Annotated in this window: 26 protein-coding genes; 2 read left to right on the top strand and 24 right to left on the bottom strand. The window is 68.4% G+C overall.

Going from position 1 to position 22,799, the window contains the following annotated elements; all coding sequences use genetic code 11:
* Positions 1 to 2: 2 nt before the first annotated feature.
* From lptB to kdsB, 7 genes are read right to left on the bottom strand one after another with little or no spacing between them, the layout of a single operon-like run.
* On the bottom strand, positions 3 to 728 hold the full coding sequence (lptB, locus tag ACOGXI_RS03440) for an LPS export ABC transporter ATP-binding protein (RefSeq protein WP_419937492.1): 726 nt from the start codon (positions 726 to 728) through the stop codon (positions 3 to 5).
* Complete coding sequence (locus ACOGXI_RS03435) at positions 725 to 2,629, bottom strand: hypothetical protein (protein WP_419937491.1); 1,905 nt, start codon at positions 2,627 to 2,629, stop codon at positions 725 to 727. Before ACOGXI_RS03435 ends, lptB begins: the two co-directional genes overlap by 4 nt.
* A complete protein-coding gene (lptC, locus tag ACOGXI_RS03430) occupies positions 2,626 to 3,630 on the bottom strand; it encodes an LPS export ABC transporter periplasmic protein LptC (protein ID WP_419937490.1) in 1,005 nt (334 codons plus the stop codon). Before lptC ends, ACOGXI_RS03435 begins: the two co-directional genes overlap by 4 nt.
* Positions 3,620 to 4,174 (bottom strand): KdsC family phosphatase, encoded by a 555-nt coding sequence (locus tag ACOGXI_RS03425; RefSeq protein WP_419937489.1) that lies wholly within the window; start codon positions 4,172 to 4,174, stop codon positions 3,620 to 3,622. The genes lptC and ACOGXI_RS03425 overlap by 11 nt, the downstream gene beginning before the upstream one ends.
* A 29-nt stretch (positions 4,175 to 4,203) precedes the next feature.
* Complete coding sequence (gene kdsA, locus ACOGXI_RS03420; RefSeq protein WP_419937488.1) at positions 4,204 to 5,055, bottom strand: 3-deoxy-8-phosphooctulonate synthase; 852 nt, start codon at positions 5,053 to 5,055, stop codon at positions 4,204 to 4,206.
* Positions 5,052 to 6,767 carry a CTP synthase gene (locus ACOGXI_RS03415; RefSeq protein WP_419937487.1) on the bottom strand — a complete coding sequence of 572 codons (1,716 nt, stop codon included), beginning with the start codon at positions 6,765 to 6,767 and terminating at the stop codon, positions 5,052 to 5,054. Before ACOGXI_RS03415 ends, kdsA begins: the two co-directional genes overlap by 4 nt.
* Positions 6,764 to 7,507: a 3-deoxy-manno-octulosonate cytidylyltransferase gene (gene kdsB / locus ACOGXI_RS03410; RefSeq protein WP_419937486.1), complete on the bottom strand. Its 744-nt coding sequence runs from the start codon at positions 7,505 to 7,507 to the stop codon at positions 6,764 to 6,766. The genes ACOGXI_RS03415 and kdsB overlap by 4 nt, the downstream gene beginning before the upstream one ends.
* Before the next feature lie 218 nt (positions 7,508 to 7,725).
* Here kdsB and ACOGXI_RS03405 point away from each other — a divergent pair, with 218 nt between their 5' ends.
* Positions 7,726 to 8,934 carry an ATP-binding protein gene (locus ACOGXI_RS03405; protein ID WP_419937485.1) on the top strand — a complete coding sequence of 403 codons (1,209 nt, stop codon included), beginning with the start codon at positions 7,726 to 7,728 and terminating at the stop codon, positions 8,932 to 8,934.
* Positions 8,931 to 9,941: a ParA family protein gene (locus ACOGXI_RS03400; RefSeq protein WP_419937484.1), complete on the top strand. Its 1,011-nt coding sequence runs from the start codon at positions 8,931 to 8,933 to the stop codon at positions 9,939 to 9,941. The genes ACOGXI_RS03405 and ACOGXI_RS03400 overlap by 4 nt, the downstream gene beginning before the upstream one ends.
* A gap of 51 nt (positions 9,942 to 9,992) precedes the next feature.
* Here ACOGXI_RS03400 and ACOGXI_RS03395 read toward each other — a convergent pair whose 3' ends face one another.
* The 17 genes from ACOGXI_RS03395 to sucC form a co-directional block, all read right to left on the bottom strand.
* Positions 9,993 to 11,552, bottom strand: coding sequence for a hypothetical protein (locus tag ACOGXI_RS03395; RefSeq protein WP_419937483.1), 1,560 nt, complete (start codon positions 11,550 to 11,552; stop codon positions 9,993 to 9,995).
* Positions 11,549 to 12,091: a nitroreductase family protein gene (locus ACOGXI_RS03390; protein WP_419937482.1), complete on the bottom strand. Its 543-nt coding sequence runs from the start codon at positions 12,089 to 12,091 to the stop codon at positions 11,549 to 11,551. The genes ACOGXI_RS03395 and ACOGXI_RS03390 overlap by 4 nt, the downstream gene beginning before the upstream one ends.
* 9 nt (positions 12,092 to 12,100) lie before the next feature.
* Positions 12,101 to 13,015, bottom strand: a complete 915-nt coding sequence (gene xerD, locus ACOGXI_RS03385) for a site-specific tyrosine recombinase XerD (protein WP_419937481.1) — start codon at positions 13,013 to 13,015, stop codon at positions 12,101 to 12,103.
* Complete coding sequence (locus ACOGXI_RS03380; RefSeq protein ID WP_419937480.1) at positions 13,012 to 13,701, bottom strand: DedA family protein; 690 nt, start codon at positions 13,699 to 13,701, stop codon at positions 13,012 to 13,014. Before ACOGXI_RS03380 ends, xerD begins: the two co-directional genes overlap by 4 nt.
* Positions 13,694 to 14,182, bottom strand: a complete 489-nt coding sequence (ispF, locus tag ACOGXI_RS03375; protein WP_419937479.1) for a 2-C-methyl-D-erythritol 2,4-cyclodiphosphate synthase — start codon at positions 14,180 to 14,182, stop codon at positions 13,694 to 13,696. The genes ACOGXI_RS03380 and ispF overlap by 8 nt, the downstream gene beginning before the upstream one ends.
* A gap of 17 nt (positions 14,183 to 14,199) precedes the next feature.
* Positions 14,200 to 14,604 (bottom strand): 5-(carboxyamino)imidazole ribonucleotide mutase, encoded by a 405-nt coding sequence (gene purE, locus ACOGXI_RS03370; protein WP_419937478.1) that lies wholly within the window; start codon positions 14,602 to 14,604, stop codon positions 14,200 to 14,202.
* Between the two features lie 49 nt (positions 14,605 to 14,653).
* Complete coding sequence (gene fabF / locus ACOGXI_RS03365; RefSeq protein WP_419937477.1) at positions 14,654 to 15,904, bottom strand: beta-ketoacyl-ACP synthase II; 1,251 nt, start codon at positions 15,902 to 15,904, stop codon at positions 14,654 to 14,656.
* A gap of 29 nt (positions 15,905 to 15,933) precedes the next feature.
* On the bottom strand, positions 15,934 to 16,164 hold the full coding sequence (locus ACOGXI_RS03360) for an acyl carrier protein (protein WP_419937476.1): 231 nt from the start codon (positions 16,162 to 16,164) through the stop codon (positions 15,934 to 15,936).
* A gap of 99 nt (positions 16,165 to 16,263) precedes the next feature.
* Positions 16,264 to 17,007, bottom strand: a complete 744-nt coding sequence (gene fabG, locus ACOGXI_RS03355) for a 3-oxoacyl-[acyl-carrier-protein] reductase (protein ID WP_419937475.1) — start codon at positions 17,005 to 17,007, stop codon at positions 16,264 to 16,266.
* Between the two features lie 11 nt (positions 17,008 to 17,018).
* Complete coding sequence (gene fabD, locus ACOGXI_RS03350; protein ID WP_419937474.1) at positions 17,019 to 17,954, bottom strand: ACP S-malonyltransferase; 936 nt, start codon at positions 17,952 to 17,954, stop codon at positions 17,019 to 17,021.
* Positions 17,951 to 18,934, bottom strand: a complete 984-nt coding sequence (gene plsX / locus ACOGXI_RS03345; protein WP_419937473.1) for a phosphate acyltransferase PlsX — start codon at positions 18,932 to 18,934, stop codon at positions 17,951 to 17,953. The genes fabD and plsX overlap by 4 nt, the downstream gene beginning before the upstream one ends.
* Positions 18,935 to 18,989: 55 nt before the next feature.
* A complete protein-coding gene (gene rpmF, locus ACOGXI_RS03340) occupies positions 18,990 to 19,172 on the bottom strand; it encodes a 50S ribosomal protein L32 (RefSeq protein WP_419937472.1) in 183 nt (60 codons plus the stop codon).
* Between the two features lie 84 nt (positions 19,173 to 19,256).
* Complete coding sequence (locus tag ACOGXI_RS03335) at positions 19,257 to 19,832, bottom strand: YceD family protein (protein ID WP_419937471.1); 576 nt, start codon at positions 19,830 to 19,832, stop codon at positions 19,257 to 19,259.
* Positions 19,829 to 20,245: a nucleoside-diphosphate kinase gene (gene ndk, locus ACOGXI_RS03330; protein WP_419940147.1), complete on the bottom strand. Its 417-nt coding sequence runs from the start codon at positions 20,243 to 20,245 to the stop codon at positions 19,829 to 19,831. The genes ACOGXI_RS03335 and ndk overlap by 4 nt, the downstream gene beginning before the upstream one ends.
* A 13-nt stretch (positions 20,246 to 20,258) precedes the next feature.
* Positions 20,259 to 20,702, bottom strand: coding sequence for an HPP family protein (locus ACOGXI_RS03325; RefSeq protein ID WP_419937470.1), 444 nt, complete (start codon positions 20,700 to 20,702; stop codon positions 20,259 to 20,261).
* Between the two features lie 47 nt (positions 20,703 to 20,749).
* Positions 20,750 to 21,616, bottom strand: a complete 867-nt coding sequence (sucD, locus tag ACOGXI_RS03320; RefSeq protein WP_419937469.1) for a succinate--CoA ligase subunit alpha — start codon at positions 21,614 to 21,616, stop codon at positions 20,750 to 20,752.
* Positions 21,616 to 22,776: an ADP-forming succinate--CoA ligase subunit beta gene (sucC, locus tag ACOGXI_RS03315; protein WP_419937468.1), complete on the bottom strand. Its 1,161-nt coding sequence runs from the start codon at positions 22,774 to 22,776 to the stop codon at positions 21,616 to 21,618. The genes sucD and sucC overlap by 1 nt, the downstream gene beginning before the upstream one ends.
* Between the last annotated feature and the right edge of the window lie 23 nt (positions 22,777 to 22,799).

Raw genomic sequence — 22,799 nt, 5'->3', positions numbered from 1 at the left:
GTTCAGAGCCTGAAGTCCTCCCCGAGGTACAGTTGCCGGGCTTCCGGGTCGTTCACGAGGTGGTCCGCCTCGCCCTGCACCAGGATCTTGCCTTCGAACAGGAGGTACGCGCGGTCCGTGATCGACAGCGTCTCGCGCACGTTGTGGTCGGTGATGAGAACCCCCAGACCCTTGTCCCTCAGGCCCCGCACGATGCGCTGAATGTCATCGATCGCAATCGGGTCGACCCCGGTGAAGGGTTCATCGAGCAGCAGGAACTTGGGGCGGGTCGCCAGCGCCCGCGTGATCTCGAGCCGCCGCCGCTCTCCCCCGGAGAGCGAATAGGCCTTGTTCGCCCGAAGGTGCTTGATGGACAATTCGTCGAGCAACTCCTCGAGGCGGTCGCGCCGCTCCTGCCGCGTCATTTTGATGGTCTCGAGGATCGCCATCACGTTCTGTTCGACCGTGAGCTTCTGGAAGACCGACGCCTCCTGGGGGAGATACCCGATGCCGGCGCGCGCCCGCCGGTACATGGGCCAACTCGTGAGTTCGTCGTCATCGAGGTAGACGCGACCCTCATCCGCCTTGAGCAGGCCGACGATCATGTAGAAGGTCGTCGTCTTCCCCGCGCCGTTGGGGCCGAGCAGCCCGACGACCTCCCCCTGCCGCACCTCGATCTCCACCTGGTTCACGACGCAGCGCCGCTTGAAGGAGCGGACGAGGCCGTCGGCCCGAAGTACACTGCTCAACAGGATCTCCTGGGTCTGAGGGCGGGAGACGTGCCGGACGCCACGAGGCGCCCCCGTCCCGGTTGGCGAGCACGCAGGGCAAGCTGCACATCCCCGCTCCGGGAGTGTCCGCGCCGGCGCACGGTGTCCGGAGGCGCGCCGACCGTGTCGGGTGGCGTCGTCGTGCTGTCGGGCCGGACGTCCGACGTGTCCGGAAGCGCACCCAGCGAGTCGCCCGCGGCCGCAGCTTCCGTACTATCGGCCACGGCCGCCGCGCTATCCGCCACTGTCGCGCTGTCGGCCGCCGCCGCGCTATCCGCCGGCGACGGAGTCCCGAACACCTCCCGCGGCTCCAGATAGGCGCCGATGGCGTGTTCGCCCTCGACCGCCGTGGGTTCTCCGGCCTCGAAATCCACCTGAATGCGCCGCGCCACGAGATAGTTCAGCGAAGGTCGTGCGCTCGTCGTCGAATCCCGGACCATCCGGTAGAGGGCACTGGCGTTTCCGCCCAGCACGAGTTGCCGCATGAAGGGGTCGGACGCCGGCGTAGAATCCGCCACCGGTGCGGCGGAGCGCTCGAAGACCGCGATGAGCGTATCGCCGCGCCCCCAGTTCGCGGAGCCGTCGGTCGCCAGTTCGATCTCCGCGGGCCCATCGTCCTCCGCCTCCGCTTCCGCGGTGTCTGCCGTTGCGTCCGCCGCTGTACCCGCCGTGGTGTCCGCGCTGACTCCGGCGGAGTCCGTCGGGGCGGGAGCGTCGGGTGCCTGCTGCGCGGCAGCCGTCGAGTCCGTGGCGGTCGAGTCGCTGGCACTGGCGGTCGAGTCGCTGGCGCTGGCGGTCGAGTCGCTGGCGCTGGCGCTGGCGGTCGAGTCGGTGGCCGTCGAATCGGCGATCGCCGACTCCTGCGCGGGCGGCACGATCCAGGACGAGTCACGCTGGACCGCAACCGCACCGCCGACCGCATAGGCCGTGTCGATCTGGCTCCCGTACATCACGAAGTGAATCGAATCGCCCCGCAGCTCGTGGCTGCCGGAGAGCGCCCGGCTCACACCCTCTCCGTGAGCCTGCACCTGCTCGACCTCGCGATTCTCCAGATCGATGTCGATCAACTCCGCCGCCACTTCGAATCGCTCTCCCGACGCGTAGCCGTCGCCGACAGCGTGGATCTTCTCGAGTTCCTCGTTTTGGGAAACGAACCGTATCGAATCGCCCTCCAGTCGGATTCCTTCGGCCTCGATCCACGGCTCGCCCCACAGGACGCCGAGACCATCGGCGCGAGTGAGCATGGCGCTGTCGGCCTGGGCGTTCAGATCGCTCCGGACGATCACCGCGTCCCCGTAGAAGCGGGCCTCGTCCTCCCCGGCGAAGATGGCCAGCTCCGACTCGACCGTGAACGGCTCGGGCGACTCGGTGTTTGTCGGATAGAACGTAACGGTCGGCCGTCCGGGCGCGGTCGTGACGGCATCGATGCCGGCGACGGCTCGCAGAAACTCCACGCGGGGGCCGATGAGGGTGGAGCGATCCGTCAGACGGACGAGTTCGACGTTTTCCTCGGCGATGATGAAATCGGAGAGTTGAAAGTACAGGAGCCGCTCCGACTTCAGCGTCCGTATCGAATCTGCGTAGACGACCGCGCCCAGCAGCTCGACCTGCCGGGGACCATCGCGCTTTATCGCGCTGTCCGCCTCCATCGTGGCGGTTCCGCAGGTCCACAGGTATCGGCCGCTGAGATGCGTGACGTGCGCCCCCGCTACATCCCGGTTCGTGACGCTCCTCGTGTCGGCTTCAAGCGGGCTCCATCGGAGATTGCACCGGTTGAGCGCCGACCCGACGCCCGCCTCGGGCTCCTGCGCGACGAGCGGGCCGGCGAGCCATGTCGCCACCGCCAGACAGCGCAACAACCTGATGCGTCCGCGACTCACGGGCGCGTCGCCGCGGTGGTATCGGGGGGCGCCGCCAGGCTGTCCGGCAGGGCTCCCGTCGTGTCGGGCGGCACGGGCACGCTGTCCGGCGGCGCTTCCGTCGTGTCGGGGGGCGCCGCCAGGCTGTCCGCCGGGGCTTCCGTCGTGTCGGGCAGCACGGTCGCGCTGTCCGCGCGCGCCGTCACGCTGTCGGGCGATATCGCCGTGCTGTCCGCCGCCGCCGCGGAATCCTGCGCCGGAGGCGCCGCCGGATCGATCTCCGTCGCCGTCGAGTCAGCCGGCGCCGGTTCGTCCGCCCCCTGCTCCTCGGCGACGGGCTCCTCGGCGACTCCCGTGGTATCCCCGACCGGATCCGCCGGCAGGGGGATCGCCTCCGAGTAGACGACCTGCGGCCGCATCTCGCCTGCCTGATTCAGGACGACGACCGAGTCGAGCGACGGATCCGACTCGAACGCCGTCCCGTCGAGGGTCAGACCCTCCACCCCCCGCAGGAGACGAAACGCGGTATCGCCGTACAGACGACCATCGAGATTCTGATACCGGAGACGCTCCGTCTCGAGGCGCTGGTCGTCCAGACGGTCCTCCACGACCACCTGCCCCTCGGCCTCGAGGTCGCCGGTGAGTTGATGGAAGATCCCGAACTCCGCGGTCACCTCCGTCGATTCCACTCCGCGCGGATCGAAGAAGGTCAGCGTCATCTCCCGCAGGTGAATCTCGTTCTCCGCGTGCCACTCCGCCGTATTGGCGTCCACGACCGCGCGCCGGATTCCATCGCGCGTAACGAACGTCCGCATCCCTCGAACGGCGGTATCCACCCCTTCGGGCAGGGGTTCGCTCGCGGTCGGAGGCGCATCGTCGGACCCGCACGCGGCGAATAAAGGCAGCAGCGAAACCCAGGCGAACAGGCTGAGGCGCGCCGGTCCCCCCAGCGTGTCGGTCCCGCTCGTTCGCGCGCGCTCGCCGCCCGCACGCCCCCGCCTTTCAACCCGCTCAACCCGCAAACCGTCCTCCTTCCCGGAACTCCGCAACCAGCCCATCCCACTCCCCTCGGGCGACGAGCAGGGCCTCCGCAAATTCGCGCACGGCCCCTTCCCCGCCGGGCACCGTCCCCACCCACGTCGCGCCCGCCCGGACCTCGGGCACGGCGCCGACGACGGCGGCCGGCAACCCCACCCGTTCCATCACCGCCAGGTCCGTGAGGTCGTCGCCAAGGTGCGCGGCCTGGTCCCAGGTGCAACCGCATCGCGCCAGCATACCCCGAAGGGCCGAAAGCTTTCCCTCTCGGGAACCGAGCGAAACCTCCGCGATGTCCAGCTCCCGCGCCCGCAGGCGGACGGCGGCCGAGCGCTTGCCGCTGAGGAACGCGATCACGAGGCCTGCCCGCTGCATCATCCGGATGGCCAGGCCATCGAGGGCGTGAAAGCGACGCAGCTCCCGCGGGGCGCTGAGGGGCGAGTCCGCGCCGACCCAGATCGAACCGTCCGTGAGCACGCCGTCCACATCGAGGGACACGAAGCGAACGGACTTCGCGAGTCGGCGATCCATCGGGGGTCTCGGGCTCATTGGGAGCGGGCTCAGACCGCCACGGCTTCGCGCACGCGCATCGCCCCCTTCACGACACGCTCGAGTTCGGCGAGCGGCAGCATGTTGGATCCGTCGGAAAGGGCTGCGGCCGGATCCGGGTGCACCTCGATGAAGAGACCATCCGCCCCGGCCGCGACCGCCGCCGCCGCCAGCCGCCCGATATGCTCCGGCTCCCCGCCGCTTTTCGACCCTTCTCCGCCCGGCAGCTGCACGGCGTGAGACGCGTCGAACACCGTCGGACAGCCCGTCGTCGCGCGCATCAGAGCGAAGCTCCTCATGTCTACGATCCACCGCCCGTAGCCGAAGGCGAACCCGCGTTCCGTCACAACCATCTCCCGCGCCCCTGCCTCGCGGAGCTTCCCGATCACGCCGCCGACATCTTCCGGCGCCATCCACTGCCCCTTCTTGACGCACACCGGCCGTCCCGTGGCGGCCGCCGCGCGCAGCAGATCCGTCTGCCGGCAGAGGAAGGCGGGGATCTGGAGCGCGTCCACGACTGACGCAGCGACCGCCGCCTGTTCGGGAAGATGAATGTCGGTGAGCAACGGGAGTCCGGAGCGGTCGCGCACCCGGGCGAGCGCCGCCAACCCCTCTTCGAGGCCCGGCCCGCGCGGAGACGACACGGAACTCCGGTTCGCCTTGTCGAACGATGCCTTGAACGTCACCGGGAGATCGAGCCGTTCCCCGAGCTCCGCCAGGTGATCCGCGACCTCGAAGTTCAAGGCATCGTCCTCGAGCACGCACGGCCCCGCGATGAGAAAGAGCGATGTCCACGCCTTCTTCCGGGCTCCGGATTCCGTCCGCCGGCGACCCGAAAAAAACGAAGGACGGCCGGGATTCATCTCCCGACCGTGACCCCGTTCGTCCGGGCCGATGCGGAGTCCGCCCACTCGTCGGACGCCTGGTTCCGCCCGTCCGAGTCACCGGGTGCGCTTCGCAGCGCTTCCCGTCGCGCCACCGCCGCCTCGACGAAAGCCTCGAAGAGCGGGTGAGCCCTGGTCGGCCGTGACTTGAGTTCCGGGTGAAACTGCGTGGCGAGAAAGTAGGGGTGCTCGGGAAGTTCGAGCATTTCGACGAGTCCCCCGTCCGGCGACATGCCGCAGAAGACCAGCCCCCGCTCTTCCAGCGTCTCCCGGTAGGTCGGGTTGACTTCGTACCGGTGGCGGTGCCGTTCGGAGATCTCGTCGGCGCCGTATACCTCCTGCGCGCGGGACCCCGGCTGAAGCAGACACGGGTAGGCTCCGAGCCGCATCGTGCCGCCCATGTCCGTCACCTGGTGCTGCGAGTCCAGAAGCGAGATCACCGGATCGCTCGTCCGCAGGTCGAATTCGGAGGAATGGGCAGTCGGAAGGCCGCACACGTTGCGCGCGAACTCGATGATGGCGCACTGCAACCCCAGGCAGATGCCGAAGTAGGGGATCTCGCGCTCGCGGACGAACCGTATCGTGTCGAGCATCCCGTCGATGCCGCGCTCCCCGAAGCCGCCCGGGATGAGCACGCCGTGGAACCGTTCGAGGAAATCGGTTCCGCGCGCCTCCACATCCTCCGCGGACCGCCACTCGACATCCACTGCCACATCGTTGACGGCGCCGCCGTGGATGAACGCCTCCGCGATCGACTTGTAGGAATCCACGAGTTCCGTGTACTTCCCCACCACGCAGATCCGGACCTGGCCGTTCGACGGGTGCTTGATCCGGTCGACCATGGCCTGCCAACGGTCGAGGTTCGGCGGAGGCGTGTCGAACCCGAGCTGCTCGCAGACGCGGTCGTCCACTTCCTGCGCCCGATAGGTGAGCGGAAGCTCGTAGATCGTCGCCACATCGCGCGACTCGATGACCCGGTTCACCTCGACGTTGCAGAAGCGGGCGATTTTCTTCTTGATCCCGTCGTCTAGGTCGTGTTCGGTCCGGCACACGAGCAGATCCGGCTGGATCCCTATGCTCAGGAGTTCCCGCACGGAGTGCTGCGTCGGCTTCGTCTTCAGTTCGCCGGATGCGTTGATCCAGGGGACGAGCGTGAGGTGGACGAAGAGCGAATGCTCGCGCCCCACATCCTGCCGGAACTGCCGGATGGCCTCCAGGAAGGGGAGCGACTCGATGTCGCCGACGGTCCCCCCGATCTCGGTGATCACGACGTCGTGCCCCGGCGCCAGACGCCTCACCGCCATCTTGATCTCGTCCGTCACGTGCGGGATGACCTGGACCGTGGCGCCGAGAAAATCGCCGCGCCGCTCCTTCGTGATGATGTCCTGGTAGACGCGGCCCGTCGTGACGTTGTTCGCCTGCGAGAGCGACTCGTCGATGAACCGTTCGTAGTGCCCGAGATCGAGGTCCGTCTCCGCCCCATCGTCGGTCACGTAGACCTCGCCGTGCTGGAACGGCGACATCGTCCCGGGATCGACGTTGAGGTAGGGGTCGAACTTCTGGATCGTCACGCGCAAGCCGCGCTCGACGAGCAGACGCCCGACCGAGGCCGCGGTGATCCCCTTCCCGAGCGCGGAGACGACGCCTCCCGTAATGAAGATGTACTTCGTCGGCGACCTGTCGTCCGTCATCCCCGCACCTCCTTGCTGGACAATACTCTTTCCGCCCGCGCGATGTCGGCGGGAAGATCGACCCCCGGCTCGGTCCACGGACCGAGTTCGACGTGAATCCGCATGCCCGCCTCGAGCGCCCTCAACTGCTCCAGCCGCTCGGCCCGTTCGAGCGTGGATTCGGGCAGGGCCGCCCACCGCTTGAGAGCGGAACGCCGACACGCGTACACGCCGATGTGGCGCAGCCGCACGCGGGTCCCGAACTCCGGCGACTCGTCCCGCGAGAACGGGATGGGGCTGCGGCTGAAGTAGAGCGCCCTTCCATCGGCGGCCCGGGCGACCTTCACCACGGCCGGGGACCGCCACTCGTCATCCGCACGGATCGGCGCCGCGATCGTCGCGACTTCCCGCGCGCTCCGGACGGCGCTCTCGACCGCCCGGCCATCCACGAACGGCTCGTCCGCCTGGAAGTTCACGACGACGTCATCCGCCTCCGCGCCGAGCAGGTCGGCCGCCTCATCCACGCGGTCCGTGCCGGAAAGGTGATCCGACCGCGTGCGGACGACCTCCGCATCGAACCCCCGCGCGCAGCCCTCGATCTCGTCGCTGTCCGTCGCGATCACGATTCTGTCGAAGGAGCGGATCGCTGAGGCGGCGCGCCAGCACCACTCAAGGAGCGTGCGGCCGGCCAGCGGCTGGAGGGGCTTCCTGGAGATACGGGTGCTGGAGATACGGGCGGGAAGGACGCAGATCACGCCCATCGCTGGGGAGGCGGGGAGTCGGTCCGAAGCGGCATCGCAAGAAGCTAGACCTGCGGTCCGGGGTTGTCAAAATCGGGGCCCTGCAGATTGCTCCGTTCGTTGTATTCCAGATTTGCGGCCGCCAAACTCGCGTCTGGCCGGCTCGTTGGCATATGATGCATCGTGGTGGCGCCGGAAACCGGCCCGCGATGACAACCCTTCGATCCTGAGTGATGCACTTGGCCTATTCCGACGACGAACTCGAAATCATGCTGGCAGACATCGAGTCCGACCTCGTGGAAAGGAAGGAATCGCTCGCGGGAGACGCACGGAAGACGATCAGGCAGGCCGTATGCGCGATGGCGAACGATCTCCCCGGTCACGGTCAACCGGGGGTCGTCTTCGTAGGGGCGACCGACAAGGGAACCCCGACGGGACTGGAGATCACGGATGAACTGCTTCAGCAGCTATCCGACATCAAGACCGACGGGAACACGGTTCCACCACCGACACTCTCGGTCCAGCGCCGCAACTTACACGGTGCCGATATCGCAGTGATCACCGTCCAGCCATCCGACTCCCCTCCCGTTCGCTTCAGAGGGCGGATCTGGATTCGCGTGGGGCCGCGTCGCGACATCGCGACGGCGCAGGACGAGCGCATGCTCAACGAGAAACGGCGATACGGCGATGCACCTTTTGACGCACAGCCTCTCGCAACCGCCACTACCGATGGTGATCTGGACCTGCGGCGGTTCGAGGAGGAATACCTCCCGCAGGCCGTGAGTCGCGAGGTGCTTGAGAGTAACGAGCGCAGCGTTCCGGAGCGCCTGGCGGCGACGAAGATGGTCGCCACCGCGGAGGATCCCGTGCCCACGGTCACCGGCATGCTCGTGATCGGCACGCGCCCGCAGGACTTCCTTCCCGACGCCTACATTCAGTTTCTGCGCATCGCGGGAACGACATTGGCCGACGAAATCGTGGACGAAGCCCGATGCGATGGGCCGGTCGTCCACATGATGCGCCGCCTGGATGAGAAGTTGAAGGCCTACAATCACACGGCCGTCGACATCACCTCCGGGCATACGGATCGACGTCGCCCCACATACCCCTTGCCGGCATTGCAACAACTGGTGCGGAACGCCGTGATGCACCGGACTTACGAAGGCGTCAACGCACCTGTGCACGTGTACTGGTTCGATGATCGCATCGAGATAACCAATCCAGGAGGGCCGTACGGCGGTGTAACCATCGAGAATTTCGGTCGACCTGGTATCGTTTCATATCGTAATCCGAATCTGGCGGAGGCGATGCGCGCTCTGGGACTGGTCCAGCGATATGGCGTCGGCATTCCACTTGCGCGCCGGAAACTGATCGAGAACGGGCAACCCGAACCGGTATTCGACGTCGACCCGCACTGGGTGAACTGCACGGTGAGAGTTCGGCCATGACGGCGCCTGTGCTTACCTTCTTCAACAACAAGGGGGGGGTTGGGAAGACGTCGCTGGTCTATCACCTCGCGTGGATGTTCTCGGAACTCGATCGCCGCGTTCTCGCCGTCGATTTGGATCCGCAGGCCAACCTCACGGCGGCCTTCCTGCCGGAAGAGATCGTGGAGCGATTGTGGCGCGACGACTCGGGTGAGAAGACCGACACGATGGCCCAGTGCATCGCTCCGCTCGCACAAGTCGGCGACATCCGCCAACCCAACCTGCAGCACCTTTCCGACACCCTGAGCCTCATACCGGGGGACCTCGCGCTCTCCGGCTTCGAGGACCTTCTCTCCGCGGAATGGCCGAATTGCCTCGGAAGCCGGAACATGTACCGTCCATTCCGGGTCGTTACGGCTTTCTGGCAGGTGCTGCAGTGGGGAGCCGAGCGCTGCGACGCGGATATCATCCTCGTCGATGTGGGGCCAAGCCTGGGGGCGATCAACCGATCCGCCCTCATCGCCACGGATTTCGTGGTCGTCCCTCTGGGGGCCGATTTGTTCTCTCGTCAGGGACTACGGAACCTCGGGCCGACGCTGCGCCGCTGGAGAGACGAGTGGAACAAGCGCGTGACGAATTGGAACGAGCCGGAATTCCCGTTGCCGAAGGGCAGCATGGAGCCGCTGGGCTACCTGATTCAGCAACATGGAGTACGGCTCAGTCGCCCCGTGAGGGCATATGATCGCTGGGCCAAGCGGATGCCCGCCGAATACGCTCGCAGCGTATTGGAAGAGTCGCCGGCCGATGTCGCTCCGAATGCCGAGTCGGATGCAAACTGTATCGCGACCATCAAGCACTATCGCAGTCTCGTCCCGCTGGGGCAGGACGCACGGAAGCCGATCTTCAAGCTCTCGCCAGCCGACGGCGCCATTGGCAGCCACGCCGTGGCTGCGGCGGAGGCCTTCAAGGACTTCAAGGAACTGGCCGACGAAATCGCGCGTCGCTTCGACCGTCGGACCTCCGCCTAGCACCTGGCGATCCGTGGAAAAACCCTGCGCCAGCGCCGGAAGCGGTGAAGCTTACCTGCGCGGCGGCATCCGCGTGGGTCGCGCGGACCGGTTGGTTCGGACATCCAGGAAGGCGATGAGACCGGGGTCGCCGGGCTCCGCGGAGCCGGCGGCGGCCCCGAACTCGAGCCGGAAATCCCAGAGCCGCAAGGCCAATCCGCCCTGGATCGCGCCGTACAGTTCAAAGTCATCCCCGGGCGAATGGATTCCCGCCCCGCTGCCGCGCGCGAACACGTCCAACCCCCCGAGCGCCACGTCGCCGAGAAGGGGGATTGCGTAGGTGGTTTCGGCATAAAGCAGGCGGGGTTCCCACCGGCCGCGCAGCGGCATCGTCGGCAGCGTCCCCACCCCCCCGATCATCGAGTAGCGCTGGCTCGGGAGGTGTCCCGCCACATCCGCCCTCCCGATCGCGAAAGCATCGACCGCATGGCCCCACGCCGTCACCCGGCGCACGGATGCGCGCCCTTCCACGAGCAGGAAATCGTAGGAGCAAATGAAAATGCAGTTGCCAGCGAGTTCGTCCTGGAGTCCCCCTTCGAGGGCCACCCCGAACGCCGTCCGGCCATCGCGACGATTCACCGACCATTCAAACCCGGCGCGTGCAAACCAGAAGCTCGGCGGACGTGCGAACACGCGCTCCCCCTCGTCCGCCTCGTCTCCGAAGAGGATGGTCACCGGACGCGCGGCGAGCGACGCCCCCTCCGCGTGCCCCCCCGAGAAGACGATCCGCCAGCTCGGAGCATCCTCCCACACCGGCGGCTCCGCCGACATCAGTTCGAGCTCGACACCGAACTGCCTGGAATCGTAGTGGCTGCGGACATCGTCGCCGGCCACGAAGTGAGCAAGGCTGTTGTACCACGTGGGGCGGATCCATGCCTCGTTGCTGACCACGGCGCTGGTCGCGAACAGGCCCAGCCGGATGCGTTCGCCGAGGCGCCAGGAGTTGTGGAGGCGAAAGTCGAGATCCTCGCGGGCCGGAATCCAGGTGACGCCGCCCGCGAGTTCGGGCCGCCCCGGGATGTCCGACAGGCGGGCCAGCGCGCCGAACGGGATCGAAAGGCCGTTCACGCGGTCGTAGGTCGGGAGATGGAAGCCGTACGTGCCGTCGAGTTCGAAGGCGGGCTCGGGCTCGACTTCGGAGATGATCTCGAAACCGCCCCGCGTGGGCCGGACGCGCAGCGGTTCGTTCGGACGATAGGTGAGGGTGCCCCCGACTTCCGCCAGGTCCGAGTCGTAGAACCCGCCCGCCAGCACCAGCACGTTGCCGGTGATGGAGCCGCCCGAGCGGAGGAAAAGGTCGCCGTCGACGACGTAGAGGTCGCCCTCGATCCGCCCGGCGATGCGCGCGGCGCCCTCGAGCAGGAGGACGGGTCCCGGCACCGTGTCTCCCCGGGCCAGGACCGTGTCCCTTGCCCACACCGTGAAACCGCCGGTTTCGAGGAAGGTCGCCAGCGCCGCCTGCGCGTCCGAGCGGGGCTCCCCCGCCAGCCGCACATCCTGCCCGTGCAGGGCGGCCGGCGCCGCGGCGGCCAGCCCCGCGGTCGCCGCCATGACAAGCCCGAGGCGCTTCATTCGGCGACCCTCGCCGCCGTCCGCCACCGGTCCCAGGCGATGACCTCCTCGCGCGGCAGCCGCTCCGGCAGTTCCGCCAGCCCATCGTGATAGCCGAGGCAGAAGAGCGCCACGATCGGGATGTGTTCGGGAACGCCCAGGATCGCGCGCACGTCGCCCTCCCGGAAGCCGTACACCCAGCTCGACTGCACGCCGAGGTCCGCCGCCGCCAGCATCATGGTCTGGGTCGCGGAAGCGAGGTCCATGGCGAAGCTCGGGCGGCCCGTGCCGCTCACGTGCGAGTGGATGCGCGCGCAGCAGGCGACAACGACGGGCGCCGTCTTCACATGGGGATGGTTGAAGGCGGCCGCCGCGATCCTGTGGCGCGCCAGCGCCTCCTGCACGACGACGAAGCGCCACGGCTGCGCCTCCCGAGCGGACGATGCGTAGCGCGCCGCCTCCAGCACCGCGTCGACGACCTCGGGTTCGACGAGCCGGTCGCGGAAGCGCCGGACCGGACGCCGGTTGCGCGACAGGTGGAGGAGGCGGGTCAACCTCATCGACGTCGCTCACCCACGCGGATGATGGCTGCGGTGCACCTGGCGCAGGTGCGACCGGTCCACGTGCGTGTAGATCTCGGTCGTCGAGATGTCTGCATGTCCGAGCATCTCCTGGACCGACGCGAGGTCGGCGCCTCCCTGGAGCAGGTGCGTCGCGAAGCTGTGGCGCAGCGTATGGGGCGTCACGCGCTTCAGGATGCCGGCACGCTCGACGTGGCGGCGAAGGATCTTCCAGACGCCCATGCGGCTCAACGAACGCCCCCGGGCATTGAGGAAGACATGTCCGGCGGATCGGTCCCGGTCGAGCGCCGGTCTGACGGTTCGAAGGTATCGGCGCGCCGCCGAGCGCGCAGCCGCGCCAACCGGCACGAACCTCTCCTTTCCCCCCTTCCCCCGCACGCGCACGAGGGCTTCATCGAGGTCGAGGTCGCGCCCCTTCAGCGCGAGGAGTTCCGACACGCGAAGCCCGCACCCGTAGAGCATTTCGAGCATCGCCTCGTCCCGCGCCGCCGTGCGGCTTGCCGGATCCACCGCCCCGATCAGCGCCTCGATCTCGGAGACGGAAAGCACATCCGGGAGAGAGCGGCCCGCACGCGGCGCTTCGAGGCGTTCGCTCGGGTCGGACTCGATCGCGCCCTCGACGATAAGGAAGCGGAAGTAGCCGCGCAGCGCGTAGACGCTCCGCGCGACAGTCGAAGCCGCCCGCCCCTCGCCGGCCAGCCGCGCGACATGGTCGCGAAGCAGTTGATACGTGACCCCGCCCGGCCCGGCGACCTCCTCCGAGACCGCGAACGCCGCGAAGCGCCGGGCTTCGCGGAGGTACGCGTCGATGGTGCGCGGAGAGAGCCCCCGCTCGAAGCCGAGATGGTCGCGGTAAGACTCGAGGTGGAAGGCGCGCTCGATGCCGGGGCCTTCTCCCGTCACGGCGACGACCTCCGTCCGCCGTCGCCCTCCGAGTCGTCACCGGATTCCGAGGACGCCCGTGGGGCTTCGTCGCGCCGGCTTCGGACCCACCAGCCGATGATGACGCCGATGAGGATGGCGGCCACGAGGAGAAGCCACGCGTTGACCTGGCCGAGAAGCTCCATGACGCGGTCCACGTTTCGCGAGGCGAACATCCCCCCCGCAAGCATGAGCCCGTTCCAGAGCAGCGATGCGGCCACGACCGGGGCCATCGCCCGCACCGCGCCCAAACCCGTGAATCCCGCGAACGTAGGCACGATCACGCGCAGTACCGGCAGACAGCGCGCGAAGAAGATGGCCCACAACCCGTGCCGCTCGTAGAAGCGGGTCAGACGCCGGGACTGGTGCGGGCGCAGGAGGCGCCGCCCCCAGCGGGTCTCGAACACGCCGCGGCCCCGCCGGCGCGCGAGCCCGAAGACGACCATGGCGCCGCCGGAGTTCGCGATCCACGCGCACAGCAGGACGGGGAGGGGCTGCAACGATCCCCTGTCCGCAAGCACGGCGCCGAGTACGACGAAGGTGTCGGATGGGACGGGCGGAAAGACGTTCTCAAGGGCGGACCCGGCAGTGATCAGCGCATAGGCCGTGACCGCCGGGAGGGCGAGGAGAAAATCGAGGAGGGGTTGAACGCCGGGGACCTCAGGCACCGTCCCTCGCGGCCGCGGCCACCGTCGCGACCGCGATGGCGGCAAGGCCCTCGCCTCGTCCGATCCATCCCATCCCCTCGTTCGATTTGCCTTTTATCGACACGCCGGCCGGCCCCGTACGCAGAGCTTCACCGAGCCGTTCCCGCATGGCCCGCGCGTGCGGGGAGATACGGGGCCGTTCGGCGATGACCGTCGCGTCGACGTTCACCACCCGGAATCCCTCTTCGCGCAGTCGGCGCACGGCCGAGGCGAGGAGTTCGACGGAGTCGGCGCCCGCGTGCGCGGGATCCGTATCCGGGAAGAGCGCGCCGATGTCCCCCAGCCCCGCCGCGCCCAGGATCGCATCCGTGATTGCGTGCGCGACCGCATCTCCGTCGGAGTGTCCCTTCAATCCGGGGGCATCGGGGATCGCCACTCCCCCCAGCACGAGAGGCCGCGCCTCATCGAAACGGTGGGAATCGTATCCAACGCCGGTTCGCACTGGACGAAGGTCCCGGGCTAGCCCCGAACCGCGCGCAGGATGCGGAGAGCGAGGTGGGCCGCGTTCTTCGCGTTGTCGATGCCCACGGCGGCGACGGGGACGCCCGGCGGCATCTGCGCACACGACAGGAGCGCATCGAGCCCTCCGAGCGTACCCGCGGAGACGGGAACCCCGATCACCGGCAGCGCGGTGTGCGCCGCCACGACGCCGGGGAGCGCCGCCGACAGTCCCGCCCCGCAGATCACGACGGCATGGCCGGCGGCCTCCGCGCCCTCGGCCAGCTCCGCGGTCCGCTTCGGCTGCCGGTGGGCCGAACTCACCTCGACCTGCACGTCGACCCCGTGCTCGCGCAGGATCGCCACGCCCTTTTCCATGGTGGGCATGTCCGATTCCGACCCCATCATCACCAGTACCGAACTCATCACTTCCTCCCGGCCGATCCGCCACGGGCGCTGCCCGCTCGGAAGACCGCTAGTCGCCGTTCCAGCGCCGGACGGCCAGACAGACGTTGTGACCGCCGAACCCGAAAGAATTCGAGAGGGCGACCTCGACTTCACGTTCCAGGACCCCTCCATGGGCGTATTCGAGATCGCACTCGGGATCCGCCTGCTCGAAGTTGATCGTGGGCGGGATGATCCCGTGCCGGCAGACAAGCGCGGAGATCGCCCCTTCTATGGCCCCGGCCGCGCCCAGCGTGTGTCCCGTCATCGATTTCGTCGAACCCACGACGATCGAGTAGGCATGGTCGCCCAGAACATCCTTGATCGCTTTCGTCTCGGAGACATCGTTCGCGGGCGTCGACGTGCCGTGTGCGTTGATGTACCCGATGTCGGTCGGATCGAGTCCCGCGTCGTCGAGGGCCTGCTCCATGGCGAGCCGCGCCCCCGAGCCATCCGGCGCCGGCGCCGTCATGTGGTAGGCGTCGGCGCTCTGCCCGAAGCCCGCCAATTCCCCGAGGATCGCCGCGCCGCGCGCCTTCGCGTGTTCCAGTTCCTCCAGTATGAACATCCCGGCGCCTTCCCCGAGCACGAACCCGTCACGGTGCGCGTCGAAGGGGCGCGAGGCCCTCTTCGGGTCGTCGTTGCGCGTCGACATCGCCCGCATGTTCGCGAAGCCGGCGACCGCGAGTGGCGTGATCGTGGACTCGCTGCCCCCCGTGATCATCACATCGGCTTCGCCGTTGCGGATCGAACGGAAGGCCAGCCCGACGGAATGGCCGCTGGAGGCGCAGGCCGATACCGTCGCATAGTTGGGGCCCTGCGCTCCGTATCGCATCGACACCATCCCCGAAGCCATGTCCGGGATGAACATGGGGATGAAGAACGGGGAGACGCGCCGAGGCCCGCCGTCAAGCAGCTTCTCGTGCTGGGCCTCGAGGAGCGGAAGCCCGCCGATCCCGACGCCGATGAGAACACCGACCCGATCCGGCGGAAGCTCTCCGAACCCCTCCGAGAAACCCGCTTCGGTCACGGCCTGATCCGCCGCGGCCATCGCAAGGTGGAGGAAACGGTCCGCCCGGCGGGCATCCTTCCGGTCCATGTATCTCGTCGGGTCGAAGTCCTTCACTTCGCAGGCGAAGCGAACCGACTGGTCGGATGCATCGAACCGGGTGATGGGTCCCGCGCCGCTGTCGCCGCGGAGGAGCGCGTTCCAGGTCGAGTCGGGGTCGAGCCCGATCGGAGTGACGAGGCCGACCCCCGTGATCGCTACACGTCTTCTCATGTTCTCATGAAATGAGAGGCAGCCGGGCGCTAGGCCTTCTCGTTCAGATACGCGATGGCCTCCTGGACCGTCTGCATCCTCTCCGCGTCCTCATCCGGGATCTCGATCCCGAACTCTTCCTCGAAAGCCATCACGAGTTCGACGGTATCGAGCGAGTCGGCGCCCAGATCATCGACGAAGTTCGCGTCGTCCACCACCTTCTCCTGCTCCACGCCGAGTTCCTGCGCGATGATCTCCCGCACGCGTGCCGCGTTGTCCATGATTGCGTGTTCTCCTTGTATGAAGGGGACCGACCCGCGGCCCCGCCGTTTCCCGATCCCTTTTTCGCTGATCCGCTGACCGAATATGCGGCGGCGCCGCTACGACTGCATGACCATCCCGCCGTCGACGACGATCACCTGCCCGGTAACGTACGAAGCCCCGGGACCCACGAGAAATCGCACCACCGTGGCGACATCTTCCGGGGACCCGGGTCGGCCGAGGGGAATCCTCTCCGACATGGTTTTTTTTACGCTTTCGGGCAGTCCCGAGGTCATGTCGGTCGAGATGAACCCCGGTGCGACAGCGTTGGCCCGCACACCGCGACTCGCAAGCTCCTGAGCGACGCTTCGGGTGAGCGAGATCAGGGCGGCTTTGGCCGCCGCATAGTTGGACTGGCCGCGGTTTCCCGTCAAGCCCACAACGCTGGAGATGTTCACGATGTTTCCGGCGCGCCGCTTCATCATGCCGCGGGCGACGGCCCGCATCAGATAGAAAGCCCCCGACAGATTCGTGTCGAGCACGGCCTGCCAGTCCTCGTCCTTGAGGCGGAGCAGGAGGCTGTCGCGCGTGATGCCCGCGTTGTTCACGAGGATCGTCGCATTGCCGAGCCTCTCGGAGACGTCCGAGACGAGTCCCCCGCACGCCGCGGGGTCGGAGACGTCGCAACCGAAGCCCGCATGACCGTCTCCGGGCAGACGCTCGGCGACCGCCCGCGCGCGGTCCGCCCCGGTGCCGACGACAGCCACCCGTGCGCCCGCCAGGGCCAGTTCCGTTGCGATCGCGGTCCCGATGCCGCGCGTCGCTCCCGTGACGATGGCGATCTCTCCCGTCAGTTCGCTCATTCAGGCGCCCTTCAGTCCGAGGATCCCAGGTAGGCGTCCACGGACGGCGAATCTCCGACCGCGGTCACGCGCAAGCTTCGATCGATGCGACGGGCGAGGCCCGAGAGCACGTTGCCGGGTCCGACTTCGAGCCAGCGCGCGGTCCCCCTCTCGCGGATGCGCTCGATCCCCTCCATCCACCGAACCGGCGACGTGAGTTGCAGGATGAGCGTGCGCCGCGCCTCCTCCGAGTCGGTCACGAGTGTCGCCGTGGCGTTGGAGACGATGGGGAACGTCGGCTCCCCCCAGTTCGTCCCCTCGAGCGCCGCCGCCAGCCCGTCAGCCGCCGTCGCCATGAGGGGAGAATGGAACGCGCCGCTCACGTTGAGCGGGAGGACGCGGCGCGCACCGGCCTCCGAAGCGAGCCGGCCCGCCGCGGCCACGGCCTCGACATCGCCGCTGATGACGACCTGGCCCGGAGCGTTGAGATTCGCGGGCACGGCAACCCGCCCGGCCTTCGCCGCACGCTCACACGCGTCGGCGACGGACTCTGCGTCCAACCCGAGTATGGCGGCCATCGTGCCCGGCCGGTCCGCGCCGGAGGCTCCCATGAGGCGTCCGCGTTCCCGCACGATCCGGAGACCGTCCTCGAAGCCGAAGGCGTCGGACACGAGGTACGCGGACAGCTCGCCGAGCGAATGCCCCGCCCCGATGCCGACCTTCCCGGCGCGCGCGGCGATGAGATGCCAGATGGCGAAGGAGTGCAGCATGATCGCCGGTTGCGCGTTCTCCGTGGCCCGAAGTTCTTCCTCGGATCCCTCCCAGCAGATCCGGCTCAACGGCATGCCGAGCGTATCGTCGGCCCGCTCGTAGAGTTCCCGCACCGACGCATCATCTTCCGCCAGGTCCCGGCCCATGCCCACGTACTGGGAGCCCTGTCCCGGGAAGAGGAGGGCGACCCCGCTCACGCGCCGCTCTCCTGCCGCATCCGGGCAAGCGAGGTGCGAGTGACGGACGTGAAGCCCGAGGCGGCACAGTCGGCCGCCGTGCGAATTCCGTTCATGATGGCGCGCGGGGGGGAAGTGCCGTGACAGATGATCGTGACCCCGTTCACGCCGAACAGGGGGGCGCCGCCGTACTCCGCATAGTCGAGAAAACGCAGCGCCTCACCGAGTTGGCCTCCCTCGCCGACGCCGGCGTCACGGAAGATCTTGAGCACGAATTCCGCGATCGACTCGTAGAACTTGAGCAGCACGTTGCCGACGAAGCCGCCGCACACGAGCACGTCGCACACTCCGCTCACGATCTGGTGTCCCTCCACGTTCCCGATGAAATGGAGATCGGGGTCGGCCGAGAGAAGGCCGTGGGCCGTCGCCATGACGCCTCCTCCCTTCTCTCCCTCCGCCCCGATGTTGAGAAGCCCGACCCGCGGTCGCCCGATGGAGAGCGTCCGGCGCAGATAGGTCGATCCCAGGTGGGCGAACTGGTGCAGTTGCCGCGGGCGAACGTCCACGTTCGCCCCCACGTCCATGACGAGGACCCGCCCGGTCCCGGTCGGGAAGAGGGCGCCCACCGGCGGCCGATCCACTCCGGGGAGCAAGCCGAGCGTGAGCACCGAAGCGACGACCGTCGCCCCCGTCGGTCCCGCCGACACGAAGGCATCCGCCTGTCCATCGCGGACGGCCTCCAGCCCGCGAACCACGGTGCTGTCCGCCTTCCGCCGCGCCGCCAGAGCGGGCGGATCGGCCGGCGCGATGAACTCCTCCGCCGCGAGCCATGCCACCCGGTCGCGCGGGAACCGGGCCCGTTCCGCACGCAAGAGATCGCCGGGCCCCACGAGGAGGAGAGAAAGGTCGTCCGGCCACGCTTCGAGAGCTCCCGCGGCGGCCTCTAGAGCGGCCTCCGGCGCGGCGTCTCCGCCCAGGAGGTCGAGTGCAACCCGAATCATGTGCGATCAACCCCCCGGCCCGGCCGCCGGACGGCGGCGGCCGCGCTCGGGGGCTTCAAAAGTCGTCGATCTGAACGACCTCGCGATCCGCGTAGTGGCCGCAGGTCGGGCAGACGCGATGCGGTCGTTTCGGATCCCCGCACTTGGGGCATGCCTGGCGCGCGTCGTCCTGCGCCTTGTAATGCGTACGCCGCTTGCGCTTGCGCTGCTTCGACGTCCGTCTCTTGGGAACAGCCATATCGTCAACTCACTCCTGGCAGCCATTGGCTAGTGCGCCGCGTTCGAGCGGAACACGGCAACTGGCGCTTTCCGCTCTGGAATGTCAAGGAATGTCGCCCTCCGAAACGCGCGCCGAACCCCCGCCCGATCCCTCCAGCGCGGCCCAGCGCGCGTCGGGTTCCGGCGGCGGGCAGCGACAGGCCTGCTCCGCGAGCCGCACGCCGCACGTCGGGCAGAGCCCCGCGCAGTCGCGCGAGCACTCCACGAAGGCGGGCGCGTTGACCCACAACTCCTCACGGATCGGCCCGGCCAGATCCAGTTCGCCCGACCCCGCGTCGAGCGCCCAGACCCCCTCTTCCCCGGGGGTGACGCGACCTGGCGGACGGTACAGCGCGGCCCACGTCGCCCGCACGCCGACCCGGGTCGGCTCGAGGCAGCGGCGACACTCGACGGTCGCCCGCGCCCCGAGCGTGCCCCGGGCGCGAACCGCGGCCCCATCCGCGCGCCGGACTTCGACCTCGACATCGACGTACTCGAAGGGCAGCGGCAACGGGCCGAGCGACTCGTCCGGCGTCTCGACGCGAAACGCCCGCTCGAGGGGTCCGGCGTCGAGGCCCGCGAGTCCGATGCGGGCGGGTTCCGCCGAGGCCGGAGATCGCGACGCGCGACGCGGACTCACGCGCTGCCGATAAGGTCGATCCGTCCGAAGAAAAAGCCGAGTTCCACCCTCGCGTTCTCGTCGGAATCGGAACCGTGGATCGCGTTACGCTCCTTGCTCTCCGCGTACAGCGCGCGCACGGTGCCCGGCGCCGCTTCCGCCGGGTCCGTGGCGCCGATGACCTCGCGCAGATAGGGCACCGCCCGGTCGTGTTCGAGCGCGAGCGCCATGCAGGGTCCCGAAGTCATGAACTCCACCAGCGCCCCGAAGAAGGGTCGTTCCCGGTGCACCGCGTAGAACTCCTCGGCTCCGGCGCGCCCGAGGCGCAGGACGCGTGTCCCCCGTATGCGAAAGCCCGCGTCCTCGAGCGCGGCGAGTACCCTGCCGGCCTTCCCGGACCCGAACGCATCGGGCTTGATGATCGCGAGCGTCATCCTCTGCACGGCTTCACTCCCCTTTCATTTCTTCCGCTTCGCCCGCCGCGTCCCGAAGAAGGAGCCTTCGGATGATGTCGCCGCGCGTCAGAAACCCGACGAGCTGGCCCTCCCGGACGACCGGCAAACGTTCGATTTCCCTGTCCAGCATCAGACGAACCACGTTGGCCAGCGGTTCGTCCTCCTTCACGCACATCACGGCTCGTTCCATGATGTCGCGCACCTCGCCGACGTGAGCGCCTCGCGCCGCCGGCCGGCCAGCATCCGCCCGCTCGAGCTCCGGCAGAAGACGGCTGATCAGCAGGCGGTCCGTGAGCATCCCCAGGACATGGCCCTCGTCATCGATGACCGGCATGGCGCGCAGCCGCCTCCGCGCGAGTATCTCCGCCGCCTCCTCCAGCGCCATCCCGGGAGCGGCCGTGGTCACGTCGCGGGTCATGATCTCACGTACTTTCATCGCCGCCTCCTGCCGGTTCTGCATCGCAGCGTTTCCGTCACGGCCCGCTAGCGGTCGCCTATGAGCCCGACCAGGTCGGCGGGCCTCCGGGCGACCCGGATCCCGTGGCTCTCGAAGGCGCGGATCTTCTCGTCCGCCGTCCCTTCGGAGCCCGAGATGATCGCGCCGGCGTGCCCCATGCGCCGGCCGGGAGGCGCGGTCTGGCCCGCGATAAACCCCACGACGGGCTTGCTCATCTCTCGCGACACGTATTCTGCCGCCACCTGCTCGTCCGTGCCGCCGATTTCCCCGATCACCGCGACCGCCTCGGTCTCCGAGTCCGCCTCGAACGCCGCCAGACAATCGACGAAGTCCGTGCCGATGAGCGGATCCCCCCCGATCCCGACGCAGGCGGATTGTCCGATCCCGGCCCGCGTGAGCTGGAAGATGACCTCGTAGGTAAGGGTGCCGGAACGGCTCACGATCCCGACCGGCCCCTCGCGCACGATCTGGCCGGGGAGAATCCCGACCTTGCAGCGGCCGGGTACGATGAGGCCCGGGCAGTTCGGGCCGATGAGACGCGCACCCTTTTCCCGCACGTACGGCAGCACGCGCAGCATGTCCCCCACGGGCACGCCCTCCGTGATGCAGACGATGAGAGCGATCCCCGCGTCCGCCGCCTCGAATACCGCATCCGCCGCGAAGCGAGCGGGCACGTAGATGACGCTCGCGTTCGCATTCGCCTCGGCCACCGCCTCCTCCACGGTGTCGAACACCGGCACGGTGTCGTCGAACGTCCGGCCGCCCTTCCCCGGGGTCACGCCGGCCACGACCTGTGTGCCGTACTCCATCATTTGCCGAGTGTGGAACGAGCCGTCGCGCCCCGTGATCCCCTGGACCACGAGCCTCGTATCGTCGCCGATGAAGATCCCCATCAGCGGCCGCCGTCCGTGGCGAACCCCCGCGTCGCGCCCTGGCGGACGGCGGTCTCGACCGCCCGGTCCATGTCCACCATGGCCTCGAAGCCCTGCGAAGCGAGGATCGCGACCCCCTCCTCCTCGTTCGTTCCCGTGAGGCGGATCGTGATCGGAACCCCGAGTTCCATGCGGCTCGTCGCCTCGACGATCCCGTTCGCGACATCGTCGCAGCGCGTGATCCCGCCGAAGATGTTGAACAGAATCGAGTTCACGTTCGGATCCTCCGTGATGAGTGCGAGCGCCGCCACGACCTTGTCGGGATTCGAGGACCCCCCGATGTCGAGGAAGTTCGCGGGCTCGCCGCCGTAGTACTTGACCAGGTCCATGGTGGCCATCGCGAGGCCGGCCCCGTTCACGCAGCACCCGACGTTGCCATCGAGCTGGATGTAGGAGAGTTCGGCCTCGCGTGCCCGGACCTCGGCCGGATTCTCCGCCCCCGTGTCGCGAAGCGCCGCGATTTCGGGCAGCCGGAAGAGAGCGTTGTCGTCGATGTTCATCTTCGCATCGATCGCCTTCACCTCTCCGGCGGGGTTCACGATCATCGGGTTGATTTCCGCCAGCGTGGCGCCGCTCGCCCGGTACGCCTCGTACAGCTTCGCGATGATGGACGAGGCCTGCCGCGCCGCACGCGGGTCGTCGTAGAGGTGGTGGCCGAGGAGGGCGGCCTGGTGGGCGAGAAGTCCGTAGCGCGGGTCCACGGCGACCTTTCGGATCGCCTCGGGCATCGTCGCGGCCACCTCCTCGATGTCGACGCCGCCCTCGGACGAGACCATGATCGTGTCCGCCTGGCGCGCGCGGTCGAGCACAATCCCGACGTAGGCCTCGGATGCGATGTCCTCGGCCGGCGCGACGAGGACCCGCCGCACCTCGATCCCCTTGATCTCCATCCCGAGGATGGCCTCGGCGCTGCCGCGCGCCTCGGCCGACGTCGCGGCGAGCTTCACGCCTCCCGCCTTGCCGCGCCCTCCGGCGTGGACCTGGGCCTTGACGACCACCGGTCCGCCGAAGCGTTCGGCCGCCCCCGCGGCTTCCTCCGCCGTCGCGGCGACCTCGGCCTCCGGCACGGGGATGCCGTGCCGGGCGAGAATCCGCCGCGCCTGGTATTCGTGAATGTTCATCGGATCTTCGTCATGCCCCCGGT

This window comes from Candidatus Palauibacter sp. (assembly GCF_965208055.1).
GTDB lineage: Bacteria > Gemmatimonadota > Gemmatimonadetes > Palauibacterales > Palauibacteraceae > Palauibacter.
Note: the sequence above shows the minus strand (reverse complement) of the source record. Positions and strands in the feature narration are given on the sequence as shown.

Excerpts from the sequence above, each read along its gene's own strand:
- ACOGXI_RS03390 (WP_419937482.1), bottom strand. The coding sequence starts at position 12,091 with ATGAGGTTGACCCGCCTCCTCCACCTGTCGCGCAACCGGCGTCCGGTC.
- plsX (WP_419937473.1), bottom strand. The coding sequence starts at position 18,934 with ATGATTCGGGTTGCACTCGACCTCCTGGGCGGAGACGCCGCGCCGGAG.
- ACOGXI_RS03415 (WP_419937487.1), bottom strand. The coding sequence starts at position 6,767 with ATGACGGACGACAGGTCGCCGACGAAGTACATCTTCATTACGGGAGGC.
- ACOGXI_RS03325 (WP_419937470.1), bottom strand. The coding sequence starts at position 20,702 with ATGAAAGTACGTGAGATCATGACCCGCGACGTGACCACGGCCGCTCCC.
- kdsB (WP_419937486.1), bottom strand. The coding sequence starts at position 7,507 with ATGGGCGTGATCTGCGTCCTTCCCGCCCGTATCTCCAGCACCCGTATC.
- sucC (WP_419937468.1), bottom strand. The coding sequence starts at position 22,776 with ATGAACATTCACGAATACCAGGCGCGGCGGATTCTCGCCCGGCACGGC.
- rpmF (WP_419937472.1), bottom strand. The coding sequence starts at position 19,172 with ATGGCTGTTCCCAAGAGACGGACGTCGAAGCAGCGCAAGCGCAAGCGG.
- fabF (WP_419937477.1), bottom strand. The coding sequence starts at position 15,904 with ATGAGAAGACGTGTAGCGATCACGGGGGTCGGCCTCGTCACTCCGATC.
- sucD (WP_419937469.1), bottom strand. The coding sequence starts at position 21,616 with ATGGGGATCTTCATCGGCGACGATACGAGGCTCGTGGTCCAGGGGATC.
- purE (WP_419937478.1), bottom strand. The coding sequence starts at position 14,604 with ATGAGTTCGGTACTGGTGATGATGGGGTCGGAATCGGACATGCCCACC.
- fabG (WP_419937475.1), bottom strand. The coding sequence starts at position 17,007 with ATGAGCGAACTGACGGGAGAGATCGCCATCGTCACGGGAGCGACGCGC.
- kdsA (WP_419937488.1), bottom strand. The coding sequence starts at position 5,055 with ATGAATCCCGGCCGTCCTTCGTTTTTTTCGGGTCGCCGGCGGACGGAA.
- ACOGXI_RS03360 (WP_419937476.1), bottom strand. The coding sequence starts at position 16,164 with ATGGACAACGCGGCACGCGTGCGGGAGATCATCGCGCAGGAACTCGGC.
- ACOGXI_RS03395 (WP_419937483.1), bottom strand. The coding sequence starts at position 11,552 with ATGAAGCGCCTCGGGCTTGTCATGGCGGCGACCGCGGGGCTGGCCGCC.
- ndk (WP_419940147.1), bottom strand. The coding sequence starts at position 20,245 with ATGACGCTCGCGATCATCAAGCCCGATGCGTTCGGGTCCGGGAAGGCC.
- ACOGXI_RS03425 (WP_419937489.1), bottom strand. The coding sequence starts at position 4,174 with ATGGATCGCCGACTCGCGAAGTCCGTTCGCTTCGTGTCCCTCGATGTG.
- ACOGXI_RS03400 (WP_419937484.1), top strand. The coding sequence starts at position 8,931 with ATGACGGCGCCTGTGCTTACCTTCTTCAACAACAAGGGGGGGGTTGGG.